23 protein-coding genes are annotated in these 25,827 nt (G+C 40.4%); 2 read left to right on the forward strand and 21 right to left on the reverse strand.

Annotation, left to right across the window (positions count from 1 at the left end; genetic code table 11):
- Positions 1–64: 64 nt before the first annotated feature.
- From JFU56_RS05485 to JFU56_RS05545, 13 genes are all read right to left on the reverse strand, one after another.
- On the reverse strand, positions 65–529 hold the full coding sequence (locus JFU56_RS05485; protein WP_198436258.1) for a hypothetical protein: 465 nt from the start codon (positions 527–529) through the stop codon (positions 65–67).
- The gene (locus JFU56_RS05490) at positions 522–1,199 is read right to left on the reverse strand and encodes a winged helix-turn-helix domain-containing protein (protein ID WP_198436259.1); all 678 of its coding nucleotides are present in this window, start codon (positions 1,197–1,199) and stop codon (positions 522–524) included. Before JFU56_RS05490 ends, JFU56_RS05485 begins: the two co-directional genes overlap by 8 nt.
- A gap of 180 nt (positions 1,200–1,379) precedes the next feature.
- Positions 1,380–2,405, reverse strand: coding sequence for an L-threonine 3-dehydrogenase (gene tdh, locus JFU56_RS05495; RefSeq protein WP_198436260.1), 1,026 nt, complete (start codon positions 2,403–2,405; stop codon positions 1,380–1,382).
- 64 nt (positions 2,406–2,469) lie between these two features.
- Positions 2,470–3,660 (reverse strand): glycine C-acetyltransferase, encoded by a 1,191-nt coding sequence (locus tag JFU56_RS05500; RefSeq protein ID WP_198436261.1) that lies wholly within the window; start codon positions 3,658–3,660, stop codon positions 2,470–2,472.
- A 241-nt stretch (positions 3,661–3,901) separates the two neighbouring features.
- Positions 3,902–5,590, reverse strand: coding sequence for an NAD-dependent malic enzyme (locus JFU56_RS05505; protein ID WP_198436262.1), 1,689 nt, complete (start codon positions 5,588–5,590; stop codon positions 3,902–3,904).
- A 188-nt stretch (positions 5,591–5,778) separates the two neighbouring features.
- Entirely contained in the window at positions 5,779–6,633 is an 855-nt protein-coding gene (locus tag JFU56_RS05510) for an RNA polymerase sigma factor RpoD/SigA (RefSeq protein WP_198436263.1), read from the reverse strand.
- Positions 6,634–7,078: 445 nt separating this feature from the next.
- Positions 7,079–7,531, reverse strand: a complete 453-nt coding sequence (gene yciA, locus JFU56_RS05515) for an acyl-CoA thioester hydrolase YciA (protein WP_019441476.1) — start codon at positions 7,529–7,531, stop codon at positions 7,079–7,081.
- Positions 7,532–7,605: 74 nt separating this feature from the next.
- Positions 7,606–8,616: a low-specificity L-threonine aldolase gene (gene ltaE / locus JFU56_RS05520; RefSeq protein WP_198436264.1), complete on the reverse strand. Its 1,011-nt coding sequence runs from the start codon at positions 8,614–8,616 to the stop codon at positions 7,606–7,608.
- Between the two features lie 317 nt (positions 8,617–8,933).
- Positions 8,934–10,148: a serine/threonine transporter SstT gene (gene sstT / locus JFU56_RS05525; RefSeq protein ID WP_198436265.1), complete on the reverse strand. Its 1,215-nt coding sequence runs from the start codon at positions 10,146–10,148 to the stop codon at positions 8,934–8,936.
- 150 nt (positions 10,149–10,298) lie between these two features.
- Entirely contained in the window at positions 10,299–10,730 is a 432-nt protein-coding gene (locus JFU56_RS05530) for a hypothetical protein (protein ID WP_198436266.1), read from the reverse strand.
- A complete protein-coding gene (locus JFU56_RS05535) occupies positions 10,731–11,198 on the reverse strand; it encodes a hypothetical protein (RefSeq protein ID WP_242065869.1) in 468 nt (155 codons plus the stop codon). It abuts the gene before it with no gap.
- A complete protein-coding gene (locus JFU56_RS05540) occupies positions 11,198–11,830 on the reverse strand; it encodes a prepilin-type N-terminal cleavage/methylation domain-containing protein (protein WP_198436267.1) in 633 nt (210 codons plus the stop codon). The genes JFU56_RS05535 and JFU56_RS05540 overlap by 1 nt, the downstream gene beginning before the upstream one ends.
- Positions 11,817–12,344, reverse strand: coding sequence for a prepilin-type cleavage/methylation domain-containing protein (locus JFU56_RS05545; protein ID WP_242065870.1), 528 nt, complete (start codon positions 12,342–12,344; stop codon positions 11,817–11,819). The genes JFU56_RS05540 and JFU56_RS05545 overlap by 14 nt, the downstream gene beginning before the upstream one ends.
- 210 nt (positions 12,345–12,554) lie before the next feature.
- Between JFU56_RS05545 and JFU56_RS05550 the strand changes: the two genes are divergently transcribed.
- Positions 12,555–12,776, forward strand: coding sequence for a hypothetical protein (locus JFU56_RS05550; RefSeq protein ID WP_198436268.1), 222 nt, complete (start codon positions 12,555–12,557; stop codon positions 12,774–12,776).
- Positions 12,777–12,916: 140 nt separating this feature from the next.
- Here JFU56_RS05550 and carB read toward each other — a convergent pair whose 3' ends face one another.
- The 8 genes from carB to JFU56_RS05590 all read right to left on the reverse strand — a co-directional run bounded on the left by carB (position 12,917) and on the right by JFU56_RS05590 (position 25,126).
- Positions 12,917–16,135 carry a carbamoyl-phosphate synthase large subunit gene (gene carB, locus JFU56_RS05555; RefSeq protein ID WP_198436269.1) on the reverse strand — a complete coding sequence of 1,073 codons (3,219 nt, stop codon included), beginning with the start codon at positions 16,133–16,135 and terminating at the stop codon, positions 12,917–12,919.
- A 27-nt stretch (positions 16,136–16,162) separates the two neighbouring features.
- Positions 16,163–17,320 carry a glutamine-hydrolyzing carbamoyl-phosphate synthase small subunit gene (carA, locus tag JFU56_RS05560; protein ID WP_198436270.1) on the reverse strand — a complete coding sequence of 386 codons (1,158 nt, stop codon included), beginning with the start codon at positions 17,318–17,320 and terminating at the stop codon, positions 16,163–16,165.
- Between the two features lie 175 nt (positions 17,321–17,495).
- The gene (gene dapB / locus JFU56_RS05565) at positions 17,496–18,308 is read right to left on the reverse strand and encodes a 4-hydroxy-tetrahydrodipicolinate reductase (RefSeq protein WP_198436271.1); all 813 of its coding nucleotides are present in this window, start codon (positions 18,306–18,308) and stop codon (positions 17,496–17,498) included.
- Between the two features lie 522 nt (positions 18,309–18,830).
- Positions 18,831–19,448, reverse strand: a complete 618-nt coding sequence (locus tag JFU56_RS05570) for an FKBP-type peptidyl-prolyl cis-trans isomerase (RefSeq protein WP_198436272.1) — start codon at positions 19,446–19,448, stop codon at positions 18,831–18,833.
- Positions 19,449–19,593: 145 nt separating this feature from the next.
- Positions 19,594–20,526, reverse strand: a complete 933-nt coding sequence (locus JFU56_RS05575; protein ID WP_198436273.1) for an ROK family protein — start codon at positions 20,524–20,526, stop codon at positions 19,594–19,596.
- 260 nt (positions 20,527–20,786) lie between these two features.
- Entirely contained in the window at positions 20,787–21,905 is a 1,119-nt protein-coding gene (gene dnaJ, locus JFU56_RS05580; RefSeq protein ID WP_198436274.1) for a molecular chaperone DnaJ, read from the reverse strand.
- A gap of 94 nt (positions 21,906–21,999) precedes the next feature.
- Positions 22,000–23,928: a molecular chaperone DnaK gene (gene dnaK / locus JFU56_RS05585; protein WP_198436275.1), complete on the reverse strand. Its 1,929-nt coding sequence runs from the start codon at positions 23,926–23,928 to the stop codon at positions 22,000–22,002.
- Between the two features lie 280 nt (positions 23,929–24,208).
- The gene (locus JFU56_RS05590; RefSeq protein WP_242065871.1) at positions 24,209–25,126 is read right to left on the reverse strand and encodes an ABC transporter substrate binding protein; all 918 of its coding nucleotides are present in this window, start codon (positions 25,124–25,126) and stop codon (positions 24,209–24,211) included.
- Positions 25,127–25,318: 192 nt separating this feature from the next.
- On the opposite strand from JFU56_RS05590, the gene JFU56_RS05595 reads away from it, so the two are divergent.
- Positions 25,319–25,780, forward strand: a complete 462-nt coding sequence (locus tag JFU56_RS05595; RefSeq protein ID WP_198436277.1) for a cytochrome c — start codon at positions 25,319–25,321, stop codon at positions 25,778–25,780.
- The last annotated feature ends 47 nt before the right edge of the window (positions 25,781–25,827 follow it).

Below are 25,827 nucleotides of genomic sequence, written 5' to 3' on the forward strand. Positions count from 1 at the left end.
GCACATACTAACTAGTTTAATATTACGCATTCAATTAGCTAGTTAGTATGCATTTCGTTGACACCTAGTCCCGCGGTTTAAAATAAAATGCCCCACGTTCTGCAAATACCACCAACGCACGGTCGTTATGCAGGGGTCTAAACGCTAACATATTCTCGGTTGTATGCATCTCTGCACGACTGACTAATTTCTCATATAATGCTAATGGAGCTTTACTCTCTTGATCTGCGAGTAACGGTTCGCTTTGAGCAATATTTAATGATAGTAACCCGTCCTCCAGAGTGTAATTCCCTACTGATGAAAAGCCTATATTCTTTGGTATTACAAGATAATATTCAAACAGACCATTTTCTTTTAGCTCTAATCCCGCATTGATATCAATGGTATGTGATTTATCAAAGCTCGTATTAATGTACATACGGGTGTTTGAATTAAACCGTTCATTCATCTCGGGCGTTGACCATTGATTGCCAATATAACCCGTGACTAATCCGCTTAATGCCACGGTTAGCAATGCTACTTTATTCACAGTCCACCTCCAGCTCATCCTGATAACTGATCGATGCATCGTCAGTATCAATTAATAACGATAATCCATTGGCATGGTAAATCGTAACATCCTGAAATATCATTTCCGTTTCTGTCTCAGGATCAATAAAGGCGCATTTAGCGAACTGTTCAATATAGTAATGCTCAGCTGATGCCCACGGTGAAGAGAAAGTGTGCCATAACATAAAGGATGCCCCTGATATCATCAGATACACCGCGATATAGCGTCCGTATACATTAAAAAAACGATGCTGAGTCGAAGGGTTTACATTGGACGGTTTATTTTCCGGCTTAATCTTTGCGCTGCTGTCGACTTCTTCGGTCTGCTTCGGGGCATAAGGACTGACCTTGCCTAAAAAAGCATAGCCTTTACCACGTTGGGTTTGAATAATTTTCGTGTCTTTATCTTCGAGTGCTTTTCGACAGTTAGAGATTGCATGTAATAAGCTACTGTCTTCAACAATAATGCCCTTACTTAACCACACTTCCTCCATCAAATCCTGACGCAGTAGTAATTGGCCTTGATGCTGGATCATATAGCGTAATAATGACACCTCATTACTGCCTAAACTTGTGCGTAATCCAGTACTCAAACTCAAGATTATTGCATTATCGAAATCTACGACATAATTTTCATTGACGATCATCATTGGTAATTACTATTCACTCTAAATAAAGCACAGTGTTATATTATAACATTGTCATTAGGACATTTACCCAAAATATAATCCTGTTTTATAAAAATAAACATATTAAAGACAATAAAAAAGGGTAAGCCTGATTATCTCAGACTTACCCTTTCATCGTTAATCTAGTTGATTAGCGTTATTTTATGTCCAGTCTAGAATAACTTTACCAGACATACCTGAGCGCATAATATCAAAACCTTCTTGGAATTGATCAATTGGGAAGTGATGCGTAATGATTGGTGTTAGGTCTAAACCTGACTGGATTAATGCAGCCATTTTATACCAGGTTTCAAACATTTCACGACCATAGATACCTTTAATAACTAAACCTTTAAAGATAACATTGCCCCATTCGATGCTCATAGTGCTTGGTGGAATACCTAGCATAGCCACTTTACCGCCATGGTTCATCTTGTCTAACATATCGCTAAATGCAGATGGAACGCCTGACATTTCAAGACCCACATCGAAGCCTTCAGTCATTTTAAGCTCGTCCATTACATCTTGAAGTGATTCAGTTGCAACGTTTACAGCGCGAGTAACACCCATTTCGCGAGCTAGATCTAAGCGGTATTCATTTACGTCTGTGATCACAACATTACGTGCGCCAACATGCTTACATACTGCAGCAGCCATGATACCGATTGGACCAGCACCAGTGATTAATACATCTTCACCAACAACGTCAAATGATAATGCTGTGTGTACAGCGTTACCAAACGGGTCAAAGATAGCAGCCATGTCATCAGAAACATCATCAGGTAATTTGAATGCGTTAAATGCAGGGATCACTAATAACTCAGCGAATGCACCTTCACGGTTAACACCAACACCAGTCGTGTTACGACATAAGTGTGTACGGCCTGCACGACAGTTACGACAGTGACCACACGTAATGTGACCTTCGCCAGATACACGGTCGCCGATGTTGAAGCCACGCACTTCTTGACCGATGCCAACAACTTCGCCCACATATTCATGACCAACAACCATAGGTACTGGAATTGTCTTTTGTGACCATTCATCCCAGTTGTAGATATGGATGTCTGTACCACAAATTGCAGTTTTACGAATTTTGATTAACAGATCATTATGTCCAAGCGTTGGCTCTTCAACATCTGTCATCCAAATACCTGGTTCAGGCTTTAATTTTGCTAGTGCTTTCATTTATTATTCCACTTGTCTTGATTGTATTAAGCACCAAGATCTTGATGCTTAATAAATTGTTTCTTTAGATAATGCCTAAGTCTTTACCAATACGGGTAAATGCAGCAATCGCAATATCAATTTGTTCTACGCTGTGTGCTGCTGACATTTGTGTACGAATACGTGCTTTACCGTGTGGTACTACAGGGAAAGAGAAGCCAATGACATAGATGCCTTCAGCTAATAAACGCTCAGACATTTCAGCTGCAAGTGCTGCATCACCAATCATTACAGGTACGATCGCGTGATCGGCACCAGCCAGTGTAAAGCCAGCTGCGCTCATTTCATTGCGGAAATGTTCTGCATTTGCTTTTACTTTTGCACGTAGGTCATGACCTTCTTCCATCATTTCGATTACACGAATAGACGCTGCAACGATTGCAGGCGCTACAGAGTTAGAGAATAAGTACGGACGTGAACGCTGACGTAACCAATCAACAACTTCTTTTTTAGCTGAAGTGTAACCGCCTGACGCGCCACCAAGTGCTTTACCTAATGTACCCGTGATGATGTCAACACGGTCCATAACGCCACAATGTTCAGGTGTACCGCGACCGCCTTCACCAACAAAACCTACAGCGTGAGAATCATCAACCATCACTAATGCGTTGTATTTATCTGCAAGATCACAAACACCTTCAAGGTTGGCTATCACGCCGTCCATTGAGAATACACCGTCAGTTGCGATTAGCTTGTGACGAACACCAGCAGCGTCTGCAGCAATTAATTGCTCTTCAAGCGATGCCATGTTGTTATTTTTATAACGGAAACGTTTTGCTTTACATAAACGTACACCATCAATAATAGATGCATGGTTAAGTTCGTCTGAGATGATTGCATCTTCAGCGCCTAACAATGTTTCGAACAAACCTGTGTTTGCATCAAAACATGATGTATACAAAATAGTATCTTCCATACCTAGGAAAGTACTGATCTTGCTTTCTAATTCTTTATGTTTGTCTTGAGTACCACAGATAAAGCGTACTGACGCCATACCAAAACCGTGGCTATCTAAACCAGCCTGTGCCGCTGCAATTAGATCAGCGTGGTTCGCTAAACCTAAGTAGTTATTCGCACAAAAGTTAACAACTTCATTGCCAGCCACTTGAATGTTGGCATTTTGGGCAGAAGTGATCACGCGTTCGTTTTTGTAAAGACCATCAGCTTTAGTTTGTACTAGCTGAGATTGAATTTGCGAATAAAATGATGTGGTCATCCGGCCAACTCCTAAGGTTAATATCGATTTGATATGGAAACGCCACGCATTCTACTAAACATAGCTGTTCAAACCAGAAGTATATGCCAAATAGGCAAGTATTTTTTGCAAATTTGTTACTCAGCACCACTTATTGCAACATATAACCAGTAAATCTGATAAAAAAAACCAGCTAAAGTAGCTGGTTTTTTTGAGTTCCAGGATAGAAAGCCTGAATCTGTCATTTATTCAGGGTGATTCACTAGTTAGCAACACGCTTATATTCACGATATTCTGGTGACCAGAAATTCTTTTCAATATTTTTGCGGATCACTTCATCAGATGTTTGCAGCGCTACACCTTGTAGTTGTGCTGTTTTTGCTACCCAAAAAGCAATCTCTTTACTCACTGAATGAATGTCTGTTAATGGCGGTAACAATGGCCCCTGCCCATCACGACCTAACGGTGAGCAATCTGCTAATGCACGACTTGCTGCCATCAACATTGCGTTAGTAATACGCGTAGCTTCTGCCGCAAGTACACCTAAACCAATACCAGGGAAGATATAACTATTATTACACTGTGCGATAGTGATCAAATCATCACCATAACTTACAGGTGGGAACGGGCTACCAGTCGCAACAAGTGCGCGGCCTTCTGTCCAACGAATAATATCTTGTGGCGTTGCTTCTACACGTGAAGTAGGGTTACTCAGCGGAAATACAATCGGACGCTCAGTATTTGCCGCCATCGCTTTAATCACTTGTTCTGTGAATAAACCAGGCTGCCCTGATACACCAATTAGAATAGATGGTTTTGCATGTACCATCACATCCAGTAATGAAATCACATCACTGTCAATATTCCACTCATCACGTAGGCCTTGGTGCTGTACTAGTTTCTGTTGGAAGTCTAATAAGTTTGGCATTTTGTCTGTTAGTACACCAAAACGGTCAACCATGAATACACGCGCACGTGCTTGGCTATCCGATAAACCTTCAGATTTCATTTGTGCAACAATTTGCTCGGCGATACCACAACCCGCAGAACCAGCACCTAAGAACGTAACTTTTTGTTCACTTAACTTAGTTTTTGCAGCGCGACAAGCAGCCATTAAGCTACCTAATGTAACAGCGGCTGTACCTTGAATATCATCATTGAAACAACAAATTTTATCTTTATAGCGTTGTAATAATGGCATTGCATTTTGTTGAGCGAAATCTTCAAACTGCAACAATACATTTGGCCAGCGACGTTTTACAGCGTCAATAAACAAATCTAAAAATTCATTATATTTGTCTTGGTCAATACGCGGCTTACGCCAGCCCATGTACATAGGATCTTGTAGCAGTTTCTCGTTATTGGTACCCACATCTAATACGATAGGTAAACAGTTCGCAGGGCTAATACCGCCACACGACGTATAAAGTGACAGTTTACCAATCGGGATACCCATACCACCGATACCTTGATCACCAAGACCAAGAATACGTTCACCATCTGTTACTACGATCACTCTTACATTCTGCTTATTTACATTATGTAGAATGTCATCGATGTTTTCACGTTCAGGGTAAGAGATAAATAGACCGCGAGCACGACGGTAAATATCTGAGAACTGCTGACAAGCAGCACCAACCGTAGGGGTATAAATAATTGGCATCATCTCTTCAAGATGATTATCCACTAAACGGTAAAACAAAGTTTCATTGGTATCTTGGATGTTACGTAAGTAAACGTGTTTATCCATCGCACTTTCAAAGCCACTGAATTGCTTGTAGGCACGTTCAGATTGTTCTTGGATAGATTCAACCATCGGCGGGATTAATCCCGTAAGGTTAAAACTTTGGCGCTCAATAGCACTAAAACCACTGCCTTTATTTAATAAAGGAGTTTCTAATAATGCAGAGCCAGCGTAGGGTAAATACAGAGGACGATTTGTTGTGCTCATTGATATCTCATATATATGAAAGAGTGCAGTATGCTACCAGACGTAACTACTGGACGGGCTAAAATGACGAAGGAATATACTCGGCTAAGCTATCATAATCTAAAGAAAAAAACTAAAGATAACGATAATAGCTGAAAATATATTCCTTTTTACATATACAGAAAATCAGGCGTTTTGAGGCTGCTTATTTAATTCAGATAATCTTGTTTTTGTACTGTATTTTGCAATAACTCAGGCTGAATTTTCTGTAAACTTAGATTAATAATTTGGCGGATCCGCTCTCTCGACATAGATAAACGTTCACCAATCACATGCAGTGTGAGTGGATCTTCTTCACCGAGTCCGAATCTCAATTCAATGATTTTTCTATCTCGTTCCGATAAGTGCCCTAATACTTCACTTAAATAACATAAAGTATCGGCATCTTCGAGCTCATCGTTCGGTTTACAGATAGAATAATCTTCTAACATGTCAACTAACGCAGTACTCGAGTCTCGATCTGTAACAATTGTTTTATCTAAACTCGCTTCATTGAAATAATAGGATAACACTTCAGTAACTTGTTCGTACTGCATTTCCAAAAATTCTGCCAATGCCATCACATCATGAGTACACTGTAAGTCTAATTCTTGCTCACGTGCTGTTTTTAAAATGCGTTTATATACTTTGCCAATATGAATCGGCACGCGAATAGTACGTGACTGATTCATAATAAAGCGTTCGATATTATTTTTGATCCACCAAACTGCATAGGTAGAAAAACGAAAACCTTTCGTCGCATCGAATTTCTCAACGGCATGAATTAATCCGGTATTCCCTTCCTGGATTATATCAACGAGCGGCAAAGAAGTGTGTTGGTAGCGTTTGGCGATATTAATCACTAAACGTAAGTTAGATTGGATCATACGCTTTCGTGCTTTCTCATCACCTTCATGGGATGCGATCGCTGTTTCATACTCTTCTTCTTTAGTTAATAACTTACTGCTTCGGTTTACTTGATACATGTATACGTCTAGTGCGTTGGACTCGTTAGATAATTCCATTTTTCTATCTCCTAAGCGAGTCTCTCCATTCGAAACCACGCTTACAAATTAAACATACCTAGCAACAACAATAAAACTAACTAGAAACAAATTTTGATCAAAATATAATTCAGTAGAAATAAGGTTAGTCGGGAATTCAATTTTGGAAAGGTCTTCATCACAAATTATTAAAAAAAACAGCAACATTCTTAGGTTAGTAATAAAAACAGATAAAACCAAGCAAGGTCAGACCAGTTAATATTATTTAACCACTATTTTTAAAAGTTTGTTTCAAATTTAAAATACTTAAAAAGAAAATTTAACTACCAAAAGTTAGTTACTTATCAGAGAAAGCGGTCATTAAGAAGGGGGAAAATAATATAACGACAATATTACAATAGAGAGTAATTAAATAAAGGAAATGGCGACTTAACATCAATGTCGATTAAGCCACCAACAAAACTACTTAGACTTCACACGTACGTTCAATACGACGTGATTTACCATTATCATCAATTGCAACATAAGTGAATGTTGCTTCAGTAACGATATAACGGAAATTAAACTTCGGCGCATTAATCACAGGTTTAACCCAGATTTCTAGCTTAATCGTCATTGATGAATTACCAATGCGTGAGCATGAACCATAACAGCAAACCACATCACCCACTGTGACCGGTTGGTGGAACGTCATGCCATCGACCGAAATAGTAGCAACCCTACCCTGGGCGATCTCTTTCGCTAAAATACCACCTGCAATATCCATTTGTGACATGATCCAGCCACCAAAAATATCGCCATTGGCATTGGTATCAGCAGGCATTGCTAACGTACGTAAAATCAAGCTGCCCGTTGGGATGCGAGATTTATCTGCTGACGTTTTCTGGTTATTTTCTACTGCTGTTGTTTTATCTGTCATGCTAACTCCGACATTACCTTATTTATTATAATTATAATTTATCTGCCTTATTTTACACAAAATAAGGCTTTATTTTACATCGTATGAAAATGCTTAATCTCTGCAATTAATAAGTCGATTGCGTCGACTGTAATATCTTGGTGTACCACAAAGCGGATCGCGTTACTTGCACTAATAATGATGCCTTTAGTCCGTAAGTATGCTGCAAGTGCTTTACCATCTTTACCTGTGTATTGGGTAAAGATCATATTGGTTTGCACACTGTCTAAGTCGAAAGTGAATTCAGGTAACGTCAACAATTGCTGCGCTAAATACTGGGCATTGTCATGATCAACACTCAGTTTTTCAACCTGCTCATCAAGCGCTAAAATACCTGCAGCAGCTAAAATACCCGCTTGACGCATACCGCCACCAAGCATTTTACGCCAGCGTCTAGCACTGCGAATTAATGCTTCACTACCCAGTAATAATGACCCTACTGGTGCAGCAAGTCCTTTCGATAAACAAATCGATGCAGAATCAAAATATTGGGTGATTTCACTGGCATCCACATTCAATTTAACTGCGGCATTAAACACCCGCGCACCGTCAAGGTGAATACGTAAGCCATGCTCAAACGCCAATGCTTGCGCTTGTGCTAAATACTCAAGTGATAACACTTTTCCGCCAATGGTATTTTCTAATGACAGTAATTTAGTTTTGGCATGGTGATCGTCATCAGGCTTAATGTTGTCACGGATAGCTTGTAGACAAATACTGCCGTCGGCTTCATTCGCAATAGGTTGTGGTTGTACGCTGCCAAGTACTGCGGCACCGCCGCCTTCCCAACGATAGTTATGCGCATTTTGACCACAAATATATTCATCACCACGTTGGCAATGCGCCATAATAGCTAACAAATTAGCTTGTGTACCTGAAGAACAGAAAATAGCGGCATCGAATCCGTAACGTTCAGCGGCCATCGATTCCAATTTATTTACCGTTGGATCATCACCGTAAACATCATCACCAACAACGGCGGTCGCCATCGCGTTACGCATTGCAGCTGTTGGTTGTGTGACAGTATCACTTCTAAAGTCAAACATTTGCCTCTCCCTTAAGCCGTTATCTATATATGAACATCTATACTTTCATATTTAACCGATGATTAATTTTTTAATCCGTTGCTATTTCGGTTTTCTAAATTGTAAATGAGTATAACATCCGAGTAACAAGTGTCAGGTTAATTTCGCATTTTGTTACTCATTGTTACGCATTTAAAAATACCCCAAAATACTGCGTTAAAATTAACCAATAAAAAAAGCAGCCTGTTATCGCTAGCAGGCTGCTTTTCAATTAACTTCTGTAGGAGGTTAATTTATATCACTCTCCGCCTAAAACAAGTCAGACGAGTTGATTATTTTTATACGTCCGTTTTTCTTTCGTACGCATGGCTTACAGCAGCAGTAAATACCACGTCTGTAGAGCTATTTAACGCAGTTTCAGCTGAATCTTGTAATACGCCAATAATGAAACCAGTCGCTACAACTTGCATCGCAATATCATTATCAATACCAAATAAGCTACACGCTAATGGGATTAACAACAATGAACCGCCAGCAACACCTGACGCACCACATGCAGAAATAGCCGCAATTAAGCTCAGTAATAATGCCGTAGGTAAATCAACTGCAATACCCAAGGTATTCACTGCCGCTAATGTTAGCACTGTAATTGTAATTGCAGCACCACCCATATTAACCGTCGCGCCTAATGGGATTGATACCGAGTAAGTGTCTTTATGTAAATTAAGCTTTTTACACAATTCCATATTTACTGGAATATTTGCTGCAGATGAACGCGTGAAGAAGGCTGTGATACCACTTTCACGTAAGCACTGAAAAATAAGTGGATATGGATTTTGACGTGACATAACGAACAAAATAATTGGGTTAATCACTAATGCAACAACAGCCATTGACGTTAACAATACAGCTAACAGATGCGTATAACTTACCATTGCCGAGAAACCAACAGTCGCAAATGTTGATGCCACTAAACCAAAGATACCAAGCGGTGCAAAACGAATCACCACGTGTACGATCTTCGATACGCCATCAGCAATGTCTTTGATCACTTGTTTTGTTGTAGGAGATGAATGCTTTAGTGCAGCACCAAAACCAATACCCCATGTTAAAACACCAATAAAGTTACTGGTCACAATGGCATTAATTGGGTTATCAACAACCTGGTAGATCAAGTTGCGCAATACTTCAGTAATATTACTCGGCGCAGAATTGGTTGCGGCTTCTGTTACTAAGGTAAGCTGTACAGGAAATAAGAAACTTAAACTAACTGCGACAACCGCTGCTGCAAAAGTACCTAATAAATACAAGGTCACAATCGGACGTATATTAGCATTCGTATTAGACGCTTGATTTGCAATTGCAGAGATAACTAATACAAACACTAATAAAGGTGCGATCGCTTTCAGTGCACTAACAAATAACCCACCAAATAAACTCGCTTCGATAGCAATACTAGGGGCTGCATACGCTAACGCGATACCCGCAATAATACTAATAATGATCTGCTTAACCAAACTCAGTTGCAAAAGCCCTGCTACTTTACTACCCATATCACTTCCTATATCCATAAACACCAATAAAGACGGGATAATACCAAATTAAATGATAGATATAACATTAAATATTAGTGATTCATCACAAAACCACAATAAATATTGAACTAACAAGAAAAGGCAGTTAACAACCCTACCCCATCAGAGTTACCTAGTGATAATACCTTCATTAAAAGTCGTACTGCTCATAATTTCATGTGCAATATTAGCTCTATCACTCCAGCGGACCTTAATTACCACCTGCTTTAATACAAACGGCAACGTGCTTATCAAACTAACCTGCCAGCTGACATCAAAGCGATGTTGATCGTAGTGCGTATCACCAGCCGCCATCAAGCCACCTTGATTTGAAGATAACAGCGCAAACTCATCTGCCGAATCAGTTAAATAACGTAATTCCTGCAACTTATAATTCAGCAACGACCATGCCGCTGTATATTGCGATTGCTGTAGCTCAACATGAGCCTGCGTAAGCTTGAGCGCGGTTATATTAAATAATGACAGGCTTAGTATAAATGCACAGATAATGACCTCTATTAAACCTCCACCACCTTGTGAAAGGTATTGACGAGAGCCCATTCATAATCCAAACAATGTTATAGGGTGCAAAACCCAAGGATTGGCTATCGTCACTAAGCGGCGCTGAAGAATAAGTTGCTCAATGCCGTTATAACCTAGAGTCATCGTCACGTTGAAATAACCATCTTTTTCCACGCACAAGTAAAAATCGCCAGACAGCAAGTATTCACGCATCTTGTCATTTTCAATAAATAATTGATTCGGGTCTAACATCAAGTTAGTACAGGGAGGTGCAAAGTCCAGTTGCGCAGGTGATTCATAAAGCACAATATAAAACAGATCTAATTCATTCTCTGCTGTTATTTTCGTTTTCAAATAATTGAGATCAAGATCATTTCTTTGGATCCGCTGCGCTTGGATATGCGCTAATGACAGACTAAAATTAAGCATAATAAAAACTAAAATAAGTGTCGTAGACACTAAATAAAAACCACGATCCGTCGACATTGAGAATTGTTTATTAGCCATTACAATAAAGCCCTCGCGCTGCTGTTTCGTGAAAAAGCTAATTCAATATCGGCTAATTGACGATGACGAATATTCAGCGTAATAGTGACATACTCCTTCACTATTTGTGATGACACTATTTTCGAGATAATACTAAACCGTAACGCCGTGATCTCTATATTTTCCGCCTGAGAAATCATTTCCCAACCTAAGCCACCATCACAACTCACGTTACTGCCTTTACGTAATTGCAGGCCTCCATTATGTAATCGGAAGCCAAAATCTTCATGGCTAAAAATACCATCTTCATTACGATCATAGCGGTAAGTAATACAATTTTGGTTGCTGTTTAAGCTAAATATTTTAGTGTTGTTATCTATTGGATTTAAATAGACAAATGGATTTAAAACGTCTGGGTTGGTATTGAACCCAGCTCTATTTAACTCCCGCTGTATAACGGTTAATAGACTTTTAGCTTCATGCTGAATTAAATAATACTGTTCAGCACGTGCGTTATAAAGCTGCTGGTTCGCGAATATGCGCCAAGCGCCCGTAAAAACAATAGCCGCCAGCGACATTGATATCATCAACTCAACGAGTCCATATCCCCGAACACCACATTGAGGAGATAGGGCTGAATTAACACGCTGCATAACTAGCACTCTCACCGTCCACCATACAGACACGAATACGTCCCTGAGAACTCACGACCACTGCAATCACAAAATCCTCTAAACTAAGCAGATAGGTGGCCCCATTGGTCATTCCGAATAAAGGTGAAAAAGATAAGCTAGGGCGATTAACCGTCATCGATATTGCATTTACATTCTTGAGCGTAAAGCCATAATGAGACTGGCATGAGACTGTTGAAATGACACAATTGCAATGTGAAACCGCGCTAATAACCCAGCAAGATTTAACCGCGATAAGATCATTACCCTGCTGGTTCACATTAAAATAATGTACTTGATCCCTCGCTATCGCCAGCTGTTTAGTCACATAAAGCGCTTCAACAAGTTGCCGAGTAAGGTCCAATATTTTATATTTATTTATATAATAACTGAATGAAGGTAAGCTAATCGCGGCCAGTATCGACACGATAGCCAACCCCACCAATAAGGCCATTAACGTAACGCCCTCTACTTTTCGTCTATCTTGCATCGTCATGACAGTGATAATCCGATTATCAAACAGTAGCGATAACCTTAGAATAAAATGTAATCACTGCTACTTTTATATCAATAAACAGGTAAAATGTTCAATAATTATTGACTACGCCCACAGTGAACACTTATGTAATTTGATGAAATTAAGTGACATAAACAAGTAAACCACAAGTGTAATCAAAGAAAAAACACGCACAATTAAAGAGTTATTATGTCAAAACTAGATTTTTCAGATATCAATAAAAGCAGTTCAAAATCATTTCACGAACAGCGTAATACCATCAAAAAAGTATGCCTTGGTAAAACCGTGTTATGCCCTGTTTGCCAACAGCCATTAAAATTATTGCCGCCAAAAAATAAAAATGATGAATCAAAAACCGGCGTGAGCTGCGTGAAGGGTTGTACTTTTATTGAATTGGAATTTGAACTGTAATTACAATCGCTTTATAAGCTGTAATTGAAGTCATCAGGATTGCAATTACGCTAAATTACAGATATAAAAAAACCTCGTTGCTTCTGTTATTAATATAACAAAAACAACGAGGTTTTTTATTAACTATAAATACTTACAGCTTACTTAATACGAGTATGTAACTCTTGTACTGAGCGAACTGTACCACGGTCATCAGCAGAGTGCGCTTGGCACGTTGCAAATGCAGCATTCATTGTTGTTGTGTAGTTAACTTTATAACGTAAAGCCGCTGCACGTAGTTGACGAGAATCTTCAATCGCAATACGACCTTCAGTCGTATTAATGATGTAGCTGTACTCGCCATTTTTGATACGGTCAAGAATATGAGGACGGCCTTCATGTACCTTGTTTACTAGACGAAGATTAATACCTGCTTCACCTAGTGCAACAGCAGTACCGTGAGTCGCATCAATGTCAAAACCAAGTGCAATTAATTGCTTAGCTAATTCAGCTGCGCGAGCTTTATCACCGTTACGAACAGAAATAAGCGCACGACCAGTCTTAGCAACTTCAGCAGAAGCACCAAGCTGAGCTTTAGCATAAGCTTCAGCGAATGTATCACCCACACCCATTACTTCACCAGTAGAACGCATTTCAGGGCCTAGTAACGGATCTGAACCAGGGAACTTAGCGAATGGTAATACTACTTCTTTAACAGAGTAGTATGGTGGAATAACTTCTTCAGTGAAACCAAGTTCAGCTAATGTTTGGCCAGCCATTACACGTGCAGCAACTTTCGCAAGTTGAACACCTGTTGCTTTTGAAACAAAAGGAACAGTACGTGCAGCACGCGGGTTAACTTCAATTAAGTAAACTTCGTTATCTTTAACAGCGAACTGCGTATTCATTAGACCAATAACACCTAATTCTAATGCTAGTGCACGTACTTGGCCGCGCATAACGTCTAGAATTTCAGGGCTTAATGAATAAGGAGGTAATGAACAACCTGAGTCACCTGAGTGAACACCTGCTTGTTCGATGTGCTCCATGATGCCGCCGATAACAACATCTTTACCATCACAGATAGCATCAACGTCAAGCTCGATTGCATTATCAAGGAAACGGTCAAGTAGTACTGGTGATTCGTTAGAAACACTTACCGCTTCTTTAAAGTAACGACGTAAATCAGTTTCGTCATATACAATTTCCATTGCACGGCCACCAAGTACATATGATGGACGAACAACTAACGGATAACCGATAGATTCAGCAGAGATAACCGCTTGCTCAGTCGTTGTTACCGTTGCATTTTCAGGCTGTAATAAACCTAAACGGTCAACAGCTTGTTGGAAACGTTCGCGATCTTCTGAACGGTCAATCGCATCCGGTGAAGTACCGATAATAGGTACGCCAGCCGCTTCTAGTTCACGTGCTAGTTTAAGTGGTGTTTGACCACCGTACTGCACGATCACGCCTTTCGGCTTTTCTACACGCACGATTTCCAATACATCTTCCAATGTAATCGGTTCGAAGTATAGACGATCTGATGTGTCGTAATCCGTTGAAACAGTTTCAGGGTTACAGTTAACCATGATTGTTTCGTAGCCGTCTTCACGCATTGCTAATGCAGCGTGTACACAACAGTAATCGAATTCGATACCTTGACCAATACGGTTAGGACCGCCACCAATGATCATGATTTTATCATTATCAGTTGGTGCTGCTTCACACTCTTCATCGTATGTAGAATACATGTAAGCAGTGTCGCTTGAGAACTCAGCCGCACACGTATCAACGCGCTTGTAAACCGGTAAGATATCTAAACGATGACGTAATTTACGTACTTCGTTTTCACTTACACCAGCTACTTTAGACAGACGTAAATCAGAGAAACCTTTACGCTTAAGTTGGCGTAATACCGTTTCATTTAAACCAGATAGGCCGATTTTACTTACGTTTGCTTCAGCGTTAACAAGGTCTTCAATTTGAACTAAGAACCAGTGATCAACACGTGTAATTGCATAAATCTCATCGCACGTCATACCGCTACGGAAAGCGTCAGCAATATAGAAGATGCGCTCAGCGCCCGCTTCCATTAGTTCATGACGGATTGTAGCTGTTGCACTTTCATCGCTTAGATTAACTTCAGGGTCTAAACCATTCTTGCCAATTTCTAAGCCACGTAATGCTTTTTGTAGAGACTCTTGGAAGTTACGGCCAATTGCCATTACTTCACCAACAGATTTCATCTGTGTAGTAAGACGGTCGTTAGCACCAGCAAATTTTTCGAAGTTAAAGCGTGGAAGCTTAGTTACAACGTAATCCAGTGTTGGTTCGAACGATGCTGGCGTTGCGCCGCCAGTAATGTCATTTGATAATTCGTCTAGTGTGTAACCTACAGCTAGTTTTGCAGCAATTTTAGCAATTGGGAAACCCGTTGCTTTTGATGCAAGTGCTGATGAACGCGATACACGTGGGTTCATTTCGATGATAACCATACGGCCATCTTCAGGATTAATACCAAACTGTACGTTTGAACCACCAGTTTCAACACCAATTTCACGTAGAACAGCCATCGATGCATTACGCATGATTTGGTATTCTTTATCCGTTAGTGTTTGTGCAGGTGCAACCGTGATTGAGTCACCTGTATGGATGCCCATTGGGTCAAAGTTTTCAATTGTACATACGATGATGCAGTTGTCGTTTTTATCACGTACAACTTCAGTTTCGTACTCTTTCCAACCGATTAATGATTCATCAATCAATAATTCTGTTGTTGGAGAAAGGTCTAGGCCTAACGTACAAATGTCAATGAACTCTTCCATGTTGTAAGCGATACCGCCACCCGTACCACCCATAGTGAATGATGGACGAATAATACATGGGAAGCCAACTTCAGCAAGTACACCTTTAGCTTCTTCAATTGTATGTGCAATACCGGCACGTGGTGTTTCAAGACCAATTGCTTTCATTGCTTTATCAAAACGGCTACGGTCTTCTGCTTTATCGATTGCGTCAGCAGTAGCACCAATCAGTTCAACGCCAAATTCTGCTAATACACCGTTGCTTTCTAGCTCAAGTGCACAGTTTAATGCCGTTTGACCACCCATCGTCGGTAATACCGCGTCTGGACGTTCTTTTTCGATGATGTTACGTACAACTTCCCAATGGATCGGCTCGATATAAGTCGCGTCCGCCATTTCAGGGTCAGTCATAATAGTAGCTGGGTTTGAGTTAACTAGAATAACTCGGTAGCCTTCTTCACGAAGCGCTTTACAAGCTTGGGCACCGGAATAGTCAAACTCACACGCTTGACCGATTACGATTGGACCTGCGCCCAAGATTAGAATACTTTTTATATCATTACGTTTTGGCATAGTTCAATTCTCTACTAGGTATCAGGCTTAGGCTTTGCTTTTTTCCATACTCTTTTCCATCAACTCAATAAAGTGATTGAAAAGTGGAGCGGCATCGTGCGGACCAGGACTTGCTTCAGGGTGCCCCTGGAAACTAAATGCTGGCTTATCTGTACGATGAAGACCTTGTAAAGAGTCATCAAATAATGATTTATGCGTCATTACTAGATTGTCCGGTAATGTTGTTTGGTCAACTGCGAAACCATGGTTCTGCGCCGTAATCATCACTACGCCACGTTCCAGGTCTTTTACAGGGTGGTTAGCACCGTGATGACCGAACTTCATTTTTAATGTTTTAGCACCACTTGCTAATGCAAGTAATTGGTGACCTAAACAAATACCAAATACAGGAATGTCTGTTTCTAGAATTTCTTTGATGGCAGCGATTGCATAATCACACGGCTGTGGATCACCAGGGCCATTTGATAAGAAAATGCCATCTGGGTTTAACGCAAGTACTTCTTTTGCAGTCGTTTGCGCTGGTACTACCGTTAGACGGCAACCACGGTCAACTAACATACGTAAGATATTACGCTTAACACCATAATCATAAGCAACAACGTGGAAACGTGAGTCTGTTGCGTCTGCAGGTAAACCACCTGTTAACGTCCAGCTACCTTGTTTCCATTCGTATGATTCTTTTACTGTTACTTCTTTCGCTAAATCCATGCCTTTAAGGCCAGGGAATGCTTTCGCAAGTTCTAATGCGTGTGTTTCGTCAAGGTTTTCACCTGCGATGATACAACCCGCTTGCGCACCTTTTTCACGTAAAATACGTGTTAGTTTACGCGTATCGATATCAGCGATACCAACAACATTACGTTCTTTTAAATAATCAGAAAGTGTTTGTTGATTACGGAAATTAGAAGTAACTAAAGGAAGATCTCGGATGATTAGACCACAAGCATGAACATCTGGAGATTCAGCATCTTCATCATTGGTACCGGTGTTTCCGATGTGTGGGTAAGTAAGAGTAACGATTTGGCGAGAATAGGAAGGATCGGTTAAAATTTCTTGATAACCAGTCATTGAAGTATTAAAAACAACTTCACCTACCGAATGACCTTCTGCACCGATAGACACACCACGGAATACTGTTCCGTCTTCCAACACCAACAAGGCGATATTACTCAAGACAACCTCCAAAAAATAGATAGAAAAATAATAAAATAAATCAACTATTTACCCCAGGCTGACACACAGCATAGTAATTCGAGATTAAAAAACCAACCTCTGAATTACTAAATTTTGGCAAATTCCGCGCATAATACAGAGAAAATAAATGTTACGCAACTGTTTTATTTTTTGTTTAAACTTTAAATTAAAGGCCAAGTACATCTTGCATGGTGTATAAGCCTTTTTCTTCGGCAAATACCCAAGCCGATGCGCGTATCGCACCTTTAGCAAATGTCATACGACTTGATGCTTTATGCGTAATTTCAATACGTTCGCCAATGTCAGCAAACATAGCGGTATGTTCACCGACTAAATCACCAGCACGAATAGTAGAAAAACCAATGGTTTCACGCTCACGTTCACCGGTAAAGCCTTCACGGCCATAGACTGCTACTTTTTTCAAGTCGCGCCCTAACGTATCGGCAATCACTTCGCCCATACCTAAAGCAGTACCTGAAGGCGAATCGACTTTATGACGGTGATGTCCTTCGATGATCTCGATATCAGTGTACTCACCCATCACCTTAGCTGCCATTTCTAACAACTTAAACATCACATTAACACCAACACTCATGTTGGGTGCAAATACAACGCCTGTCGACTCACCAGCTGCGTGGATAAGCTGTTTTTGTTCATCACTAAACCCAGTTGTACCGATAACGATTTTCTTATCGTTCGCGACAGCAAATTCAATGTGTTTTAGGGTTGCTTCAATCGCAGTGAAATCAACGATCACATCAAAATCATTAACCACTTCTTCAAGACTGCTGACAACTTTAACACCCAGAGAACCTAAACCAGCGAGTTCGCCAACGTCAGCACCGAGGAAATTACACTCAGGGCGTTCGATAGCGGCACCAACAACAGCTGCGCCATCACTGTCTTGAATAGCTTCTAAAATTGTACGACCCATTCGACCATTACAACCCATTACCGCGATTCTTACTGCTTGTCCCATCTAGACTTCTCCCTGTGTTTTTCATTAATCAAATAGTTAGCGTACTTCGATGATAACACTCCTCGAAACACATCAACAATGCCTAGTTACATTTCTTAAAAATAAAAATCAGGTATAAAAAAACCCGCGATTCTAAGTACTAGAATGCGGGTTTAAAATACTGAGTATTAGCAATTAACCGAAGATACCAAATAGGCCAGCCCACAGGTTCATAGTCGGTATTGTTAAAAATACAATTAAAAAAGCTACTACATATTTCCAGTTAAAATCGTTATACGTTGCCATTACTCACTATCCATAAATTGATCTAAATCAACATCCATCTTACCTAAATAATAATTGCGAGGCAGCAACTATATCTCCACCACCATAAATTTATATCTTTATAGGTAGTGCCAATTAATAATTAAGGTCTAAGGATAAATAAAGGCATAGCATCGTAAACAGGGTTTTTAGGCATAAAAAAACGCCTTGTTCATATCACTATAAACAAGGCGTTTCGCTAGTCTGTAATAGGACTGATTAGATGATGTCTAATAGTTCTACTTCAAATACTAGTGCTTGGAATGGACCGATTGCAGCGCCTGCGCCCTGTTCGCCATAAGCAAGATTGTGTGGGATAGATAGTTTAAATTTATCACCAACGTTCATTAGTTGTAGTGCTTCAGTCCAACCAGCGATAACGCCGCCAACTGGGAATTCAGCAGGTTGACCACGTTCAACAGAGCTATCAAATACAGTGCCGTCAGTTAGCATGCCATGGTAATGAACACGTACTGTAGATTCTGCAGTTGGTTTTTGCTCGATGTCGCCACGTGCGATAACTTCGAACTGTAGACCTGATTCAGTTACAGTAACTTCTTCACGCTCTGCGTTTGCAGTTAGGAATTTTTCACCTTCAGCTGCGAAGATTTTTGATTTCTCAGCTTTTTCTGCTTCTAGTTTTTCATGGATTAGTTGAAAAGCAGCGTTTAGCTCTTCGTTGCTAACTTTGCTTTCTTCACCAGCGAACGCATCTGCAAGACCAGCTTGAACAGCTGAAATGTCTAGACCTTCGAATGGGTTAGCTGCAAGTTGCTGGCCCATTTGAAGACCAATACCGTAACTACCTTTTTGTTCACTTGTTGCAAATTCAGACATAATTAAACTTCCATAATTCTTAATGATAAACACAGTTACTGTGTTGCTTAAATAACTAGGTATGGGCGATTTATACAAAAACAAGGGAGAGAATAAAAATTTTATCCCTTAATTAATGTTCACCCCTATTTGAACATCAAAACGGCTATTTATAATTCAACAGTGCAGCGCCACGCACACCACCTTCACCACCAAACTCAGCTTGTTTCAACTGCGGTAATTTCATGTTATCAAAAACATAAGATTTTATCTTTTTAGGCAACTGCGAATACAATGCCTCAAAACGAGCTAAGCCACCACCAAACACAACAACATGCGGATCCAGCACCATAATAAGGCTGCCGAGCGCTGCCGCTAAAATGTCTAAAAATACCGTCACTGTTTTAACCGCGACAGGTTCTTTAGCTTCATATGCAGCAATAATATCAGGGCCTTTGATCGCCTGTTCTTCACTACAAGCGCCGTCCATATGGATTTTATAATGCTTGTATAACGCAGCGAGGCCAGTACCTGAACAATACGTTTCTAAACAAGAATGCCCACCACAACCACAGTGGGTCAATGGCAGTTCAGGATAACGCTGCAGCATAGTACCAGGGATCGCCATATGACCAAATTCACCAGCACCAAAGTTATGCCCGGACAAAATTGTTTTATTGATGCAGACAGCACCACCCAAGCCCGTACCTAACGTGACAGCGATGGCGATCTCGGCATCTTCAGCTGCGCCTTTAAAACATTCTGACAACGCAAAGCAATTAGCATCATTTTGTACTTTGACATCACGACTAATACGTTTCTGTAAATCAGTTTGTAAGTTCTGACCATGCAAGCTAGGTAAATTAGAGCAAACTAATGTATTCGTTTCTGGATCCATCACGCCTGGATAGCCAATACCGACCATGCCTTTACAACCAAACTGCTCATCAGCGTTAAAAATAAAGCTATCGAGTGCATCTAATAACTCTTCATAATCTTCAGTCGGTGCAGGGATCCGTCCATTAAAAACACACTCAAGCGCAGCGTTATATACCGAGAATTCTATCTTGGTACCGCCAATATCAAAACCGTAAAACATTTAAGCCCCATAACCGTTAAATAACAGCACATTAATTGATGATAATTTTATAAAATATTGATAGTAGTAGTTTATAAAATAGAATGATATTGCGCTGAGTTATATCTGTGTAATCAATCACACATCAACAATTTATTACTATTAAGAGGTATTTGTTTTAATGAAGATACTGATTGGAATAAACTGGATATATAAAAAAGCCGCGATAACAATCACGGCTTAGTAAGACTTAAAATAGCGAAATCAATAACTCGATTTAATTATTTAGTTAAGTCATCAAAAAAGCTTTTAACACCGTCAAAGAAACCTTCTGATTTAGGCTTGTGCTTCTTTGCTGATGCGCTGTTTAACGATGTTTCGAACTGCTGTAACAAGTCTTTTTGTTCAGCATTAAGCTTAACAGGCGTTTCCAGCGTCACTTTACACAGTAGATCACCAATAGCGCCACCACGTACAGACTTAACGCCTTTACCACGTAGGCGGAACATACGACCAGTTTGTGTTTCAGCTGGTACTTTCAATTTAACGCGACCATCTAAAGTCGGTACTTCGATTTCACCGCCAACGGCTGCATAAGTGAAGCTAATTGGCACTTCACAATAAAGGTTGCTGCCATCACGTTCAAAGATAGCATGATCGCGTACACTTACTTGCACATACAAATCACCCGGACCTGCATCGCCAGCTTCGCCTTCACCCGTTAAACGGATGCGATCGCCAGTATCAACACCAGCTGGGATTGTTACTTTCAAATCTTTACTGCGTTCGTAACGACCTTCACCATGACACTTACGGCAAGGATCTTTAATGATCTTGCCTTTACCGTGACACGTTGGGCACGCTTGGTTTACTGCAAAGAAACCTTGACGCATTTGTACTTGGCCCTGGCCATGACACGTGCTACAAGTTGCTGCTTTGCTACCAGATTTAGCACCTGAACCATTACACACTTCACAGTGGCATTGGCTAGGGATACGGATCGTTTTGCTTACGCCGCGAACCGCTTCTTCAAGTGTAAGTTCCATGTTGTAGCGTAAATCACTACCACGTTGAGCGCGTTGTTGACGACCGCGACCACCGCCACCAAACATATCACCGAAAACGTCACCAAAGATATCGCCGAAGTCACCTTGACCGCCGTGTCCACCTTGTTGATTTACGCCAGCGTGACCGTATTGGTCATAAGCGCCTTTTTTCTGTGAATCGTTAAGCACTTCATAAGCTTCTTTAACTTCTTTGAATTGCTCTTCCATCGCTTTATCACCCTTCGTTCTGTCTGGGTGAAACTTCATCGCGAGGCGTTTGTAGGCCTTTTTAACTTCTTTTTCGCTAGCGTCACGAGAGACGCCTAGCACTTCATAGTAATCGCGTTTTGACATAATAACCGCTTAAAATTAAATAATTTAGATACACGAAAGGCGTTGGTGAAGCACCAACGCCTTTGCTATTTAAAAAGTAATAACTCAGGCGTTATTATTTTTTGTCGTCTTTCACTTCTTCGAACTCAGCGTCAACAACATCACCAGCCACATCTTTCTCTTTTGGCTGTTCAGCACCGGCTTCAGCGCCAGCTTGTTGTGCTTGAGCTTGCTGTTGAGCAATTTCCATCAATTTTTGAGCGGCTTCCATCAACGCTTGAGTTTTAGCTTCAATCGCTTCTTTGTCTTCGCCTTTAATTGCTGTTTCTAGTTCAACAATAGCTGCTTCGATTTTTTCTTTTTCGTCAGCAGGTAGTGCTTCGCCAGCTTCTTCGATTTGCTTACGCGTACCGTGAACCATTGCATCAGCTTGGTTACGTGCTTGAACTAGCTCTTCGAATTTAGCATCTTCAGCAGAGTTTGCTTCAGCATCACGTACCATTGCTTCTACTTCTTCATCAGAAAGACCAGAAGACGCTTGGATTGTGATTTTTTGTTCTTTACCAGTATCTTTATCTGTAGCAGATACGTGTAAGATACCATCAGCATCGATATCGAAAGCAACTTCGATTTGTGGAATACCACGTTGTGCAGGACGGATACCTTCTAGGTTAAATTGACCTAGTGATTTGTTGTCTGCAGCACGTTTACGCTCACCTTGGATTGCGTGAACTGTTACAGCAGCTTGGTTATCTTCAGCTGTTGAGAATGTTTGTGACGCTTTAGTCGGGATAGTTGTGTTTTTCTCGATAAGCTTAGTCATAACACCACCCATAGTCTCAATACCTAGAGATAGAGGTGTAACATCTAGAAGAAGTACGTCTGTTTTGTCGCCAGAAAGTACCGCACCTTGAATCGCCGCGCCCATTGCAACTGCTTCATCAGGGTTAACGTCTTTACGTGCTTCTTTACCGAAGAATTCAGTAACAGCAGCTTGAACCATAGGCATACGCGTTTGGCCACCAACTAGGATGATATCGTTGATATCACCAACAGCTAGGTCAGCATCTTGTAATGCGATACGTAGTGGTTCCATCGTTGCTTTAACTAGATCTTCTACAAGAGATTCTAATTTAGCACGAGTAACTTTGATGTTTAAATGTTTAGGACCTGATGCATCAGCAGTGATGTAAGGTAAGTTTACATCTGTTTGTTGTGCTGAAGACAGTTCGATTTTCGCTTTTTCTGCAGCTTCTTTAAGACGTTGCATTGCTAGCGGATCGTTTGTTAGGTCGAAGTTTTGTTCTTTTTTGAATTCTTCTACTAGGTAGTTGATTAGACGTGTATCGAAATCTTCGCCACCTAGGTGAGTATCACCGTTAGTTGCTAGTACTTCAAATGTCTTCTCACCATCCATTTCATCGATTTCGATGATTGAGATATCGAATGTACCACCACCAAGGTCGTATACAGCAACAACGCTGTCGCCTTTAGCTGTGTTTACACCATATGCGAATGCAGCAGCAGTTGGTTCATTGATAATACGTTTAACTTCAAGACCAGCAATACGACCAGCATCTTTCGTTGCTTGACGTTGTGAATCGTTGAAGTATGCAGGTACAGTGATTACAGCTTCAGTTACTGCTTCACCTAAATAGTCTTCTGCAGTTTTTTTCATTTTTTTCAAAACTTCAGCAGATACTTGTGGCGGTGCCATCTTTTGGCCTTTCGCTTCTACCCATGCATCACCATTGTCAGCTTTAACAATTTGGTAAGGCATAATTTTGATGTCACGTTGAATTTCTTCATCTTCAAAGCGACGACCGATCATACGCTTGATTGCAAACAGCGTGTTTTCAGGGTTTGTTACAGCTTGACGTTTTGCAGGCTGACCAACTAAAGTTTCACCATCTGCAGTGTATGCGATGATTGACGGAGTAGTACGATCACCTTCAGCATTCTCGATTACGCGAGCAGTGTCGCCATCTAAGATTGATACACAAGAGTTAGTTGTACCTAAATCGATACCAATGATTCTACCCATAATCGTAATTCTCCAATAAATACTTCATTTACAAATTTGATACAGAATAAATGGTGACAGATAAAGTTATTTCAAGTCTATTAAAATACTTTTTCTATCACTGACAACCTACGCATTGTAAGGTTATCTCTGCGATTGAAAATAAATATGGGGGCGAAATTTAATGCTTCAAGCAGAAAAACGAATTTATTAAAAAAAAATTGAATATATCTGTATAAATTAACCCAAACAGATCAATTACAGCTGTTAAAAGGCCGTATTAAAGTCATGTTATAGCCCGTTATTCTATAATAAACTTCGCTTTATTAATGATATCACTGGATAACTCAACACCCATTCGCGCTGCGGCATCAAGATTAAGCGAAAGCACAGGTCTAGCAAGGTAATCATCGCGACCACTAAACGTATCTCGGCCTTCGGCTAAACGCACTAATAAATCAGCGGTATCACGCCCGACTTGGAAATAGTCAATATTGTATACGGCAAAGACGCCTTTTTTAATACTACGGTGGTCTTCGCCAATAAGGGCGACATCATTGCGCTCTGCGACAGTGACAATCTGTTCCAATTCAGGCATATCCGTAATGTGACAAGGTAAATAAATGGCATTAACAACAGGCGCTAGCATACGAGTTGCGCCTCTTAATTCATCACTTTTTTCAATATAGTAATAAACAATATGCATGCCCTTTTGCTCTTGGCGTGCCAAAAATTGCTCAGTGTTATGCATATCAATGGCATTCTTATCAATGATAACGCCGATAGTATTAATGCCAGGTAATAGTTTTTTGATGAAGTTAATTTCATACTGCTCTGTTAACGGCTCACGAAACTCAGAGGTGTCTCGATTAATTTCAGTTGCGAGTCCCTGCTGGTTAACTAAGGTAATGAAAGGATGGTGTTCGGCGGTAGAGATCGTGACATTCACATCTGATGATTTGGCTTTCCCTTTATTATTGATCCAGGTGAGATTAGTGCCGATTACATAACCTTGTCGAGACAACTCAGATTGCAAACCGGACTGCACATGTTCAGCGACAATGCCAGAATCCAATGTTGAGACAGCGACTCGCAGCTGACTTGCTTGAGTCGCAGTAACTGAAAGTAAATAAAGTAAACCCATTAAAAGTATTGAGCCTGGTGTGCCAAGATGCCGAGATGCACGATGTGGTAAATTAAATAGGTATGATCGTTCCATGATATGACCTGCTCGCATTATGCTTTCCTTAGCTAATGAATACTGACGAGGTAAGCCTACCAATTTAGCACACAATGTTTTGCTAAATAATGCAATGCATCACATTTAACCATACCTAAAAATAGTTTACTATCAAGCATATAATAATAGGTTATCAATGAATAACTAAGCCAACAGCAATAAGGAAGCAATATGTTCTGGAGCAAAACACTAAAATTAGCAGGTCTGACATCATTAATGATGTTTACCACAGCACAAGCAGCAACGTTTGATAAACCTGAAACCGATATTACGTATCGCCAATCAGCATTAACCATGATCGCTATTAATTTTTCCGACATGGCTGACATGGTTAAAGGTAAAAAAGAATGGAATGACACCGCATTTCAATTGCGCTCAGAACAACTTGCACAATTAATTCCGATGGCGCAACACGGTTTTAGCTCAAGCGATAGCCAAACTGGAGAGACGAAAGCGAAAGCTGAAATCTGGACAGATGCAGCAGGCTTTGAAGCTAAATTTAGCCAATTCAGTAAAGATGCGCAAAACTTAGCGACCGTTGCCAAAGAAGGTAACCGTGGTCAAATAAAAAAAGCATTTGGTCAAACGGCAAAAAATTGTAAATCTTGCCATAGTGATTACAAATCAAAATAATCCATTATAAATATTAGCAAGGCGAACAATATGATTGTTCGCCTTTT

Origin of the sequence: Moritella sp. F3 (genome assembly GCF_015082335.1) — a bacterium.
In the GTDB taxonomy this organism is placed as follows: Bacteria; Pseudomonadota; Gammaproteobacteria; order Enterobacterales; family Moritellaceae; genus Moritella.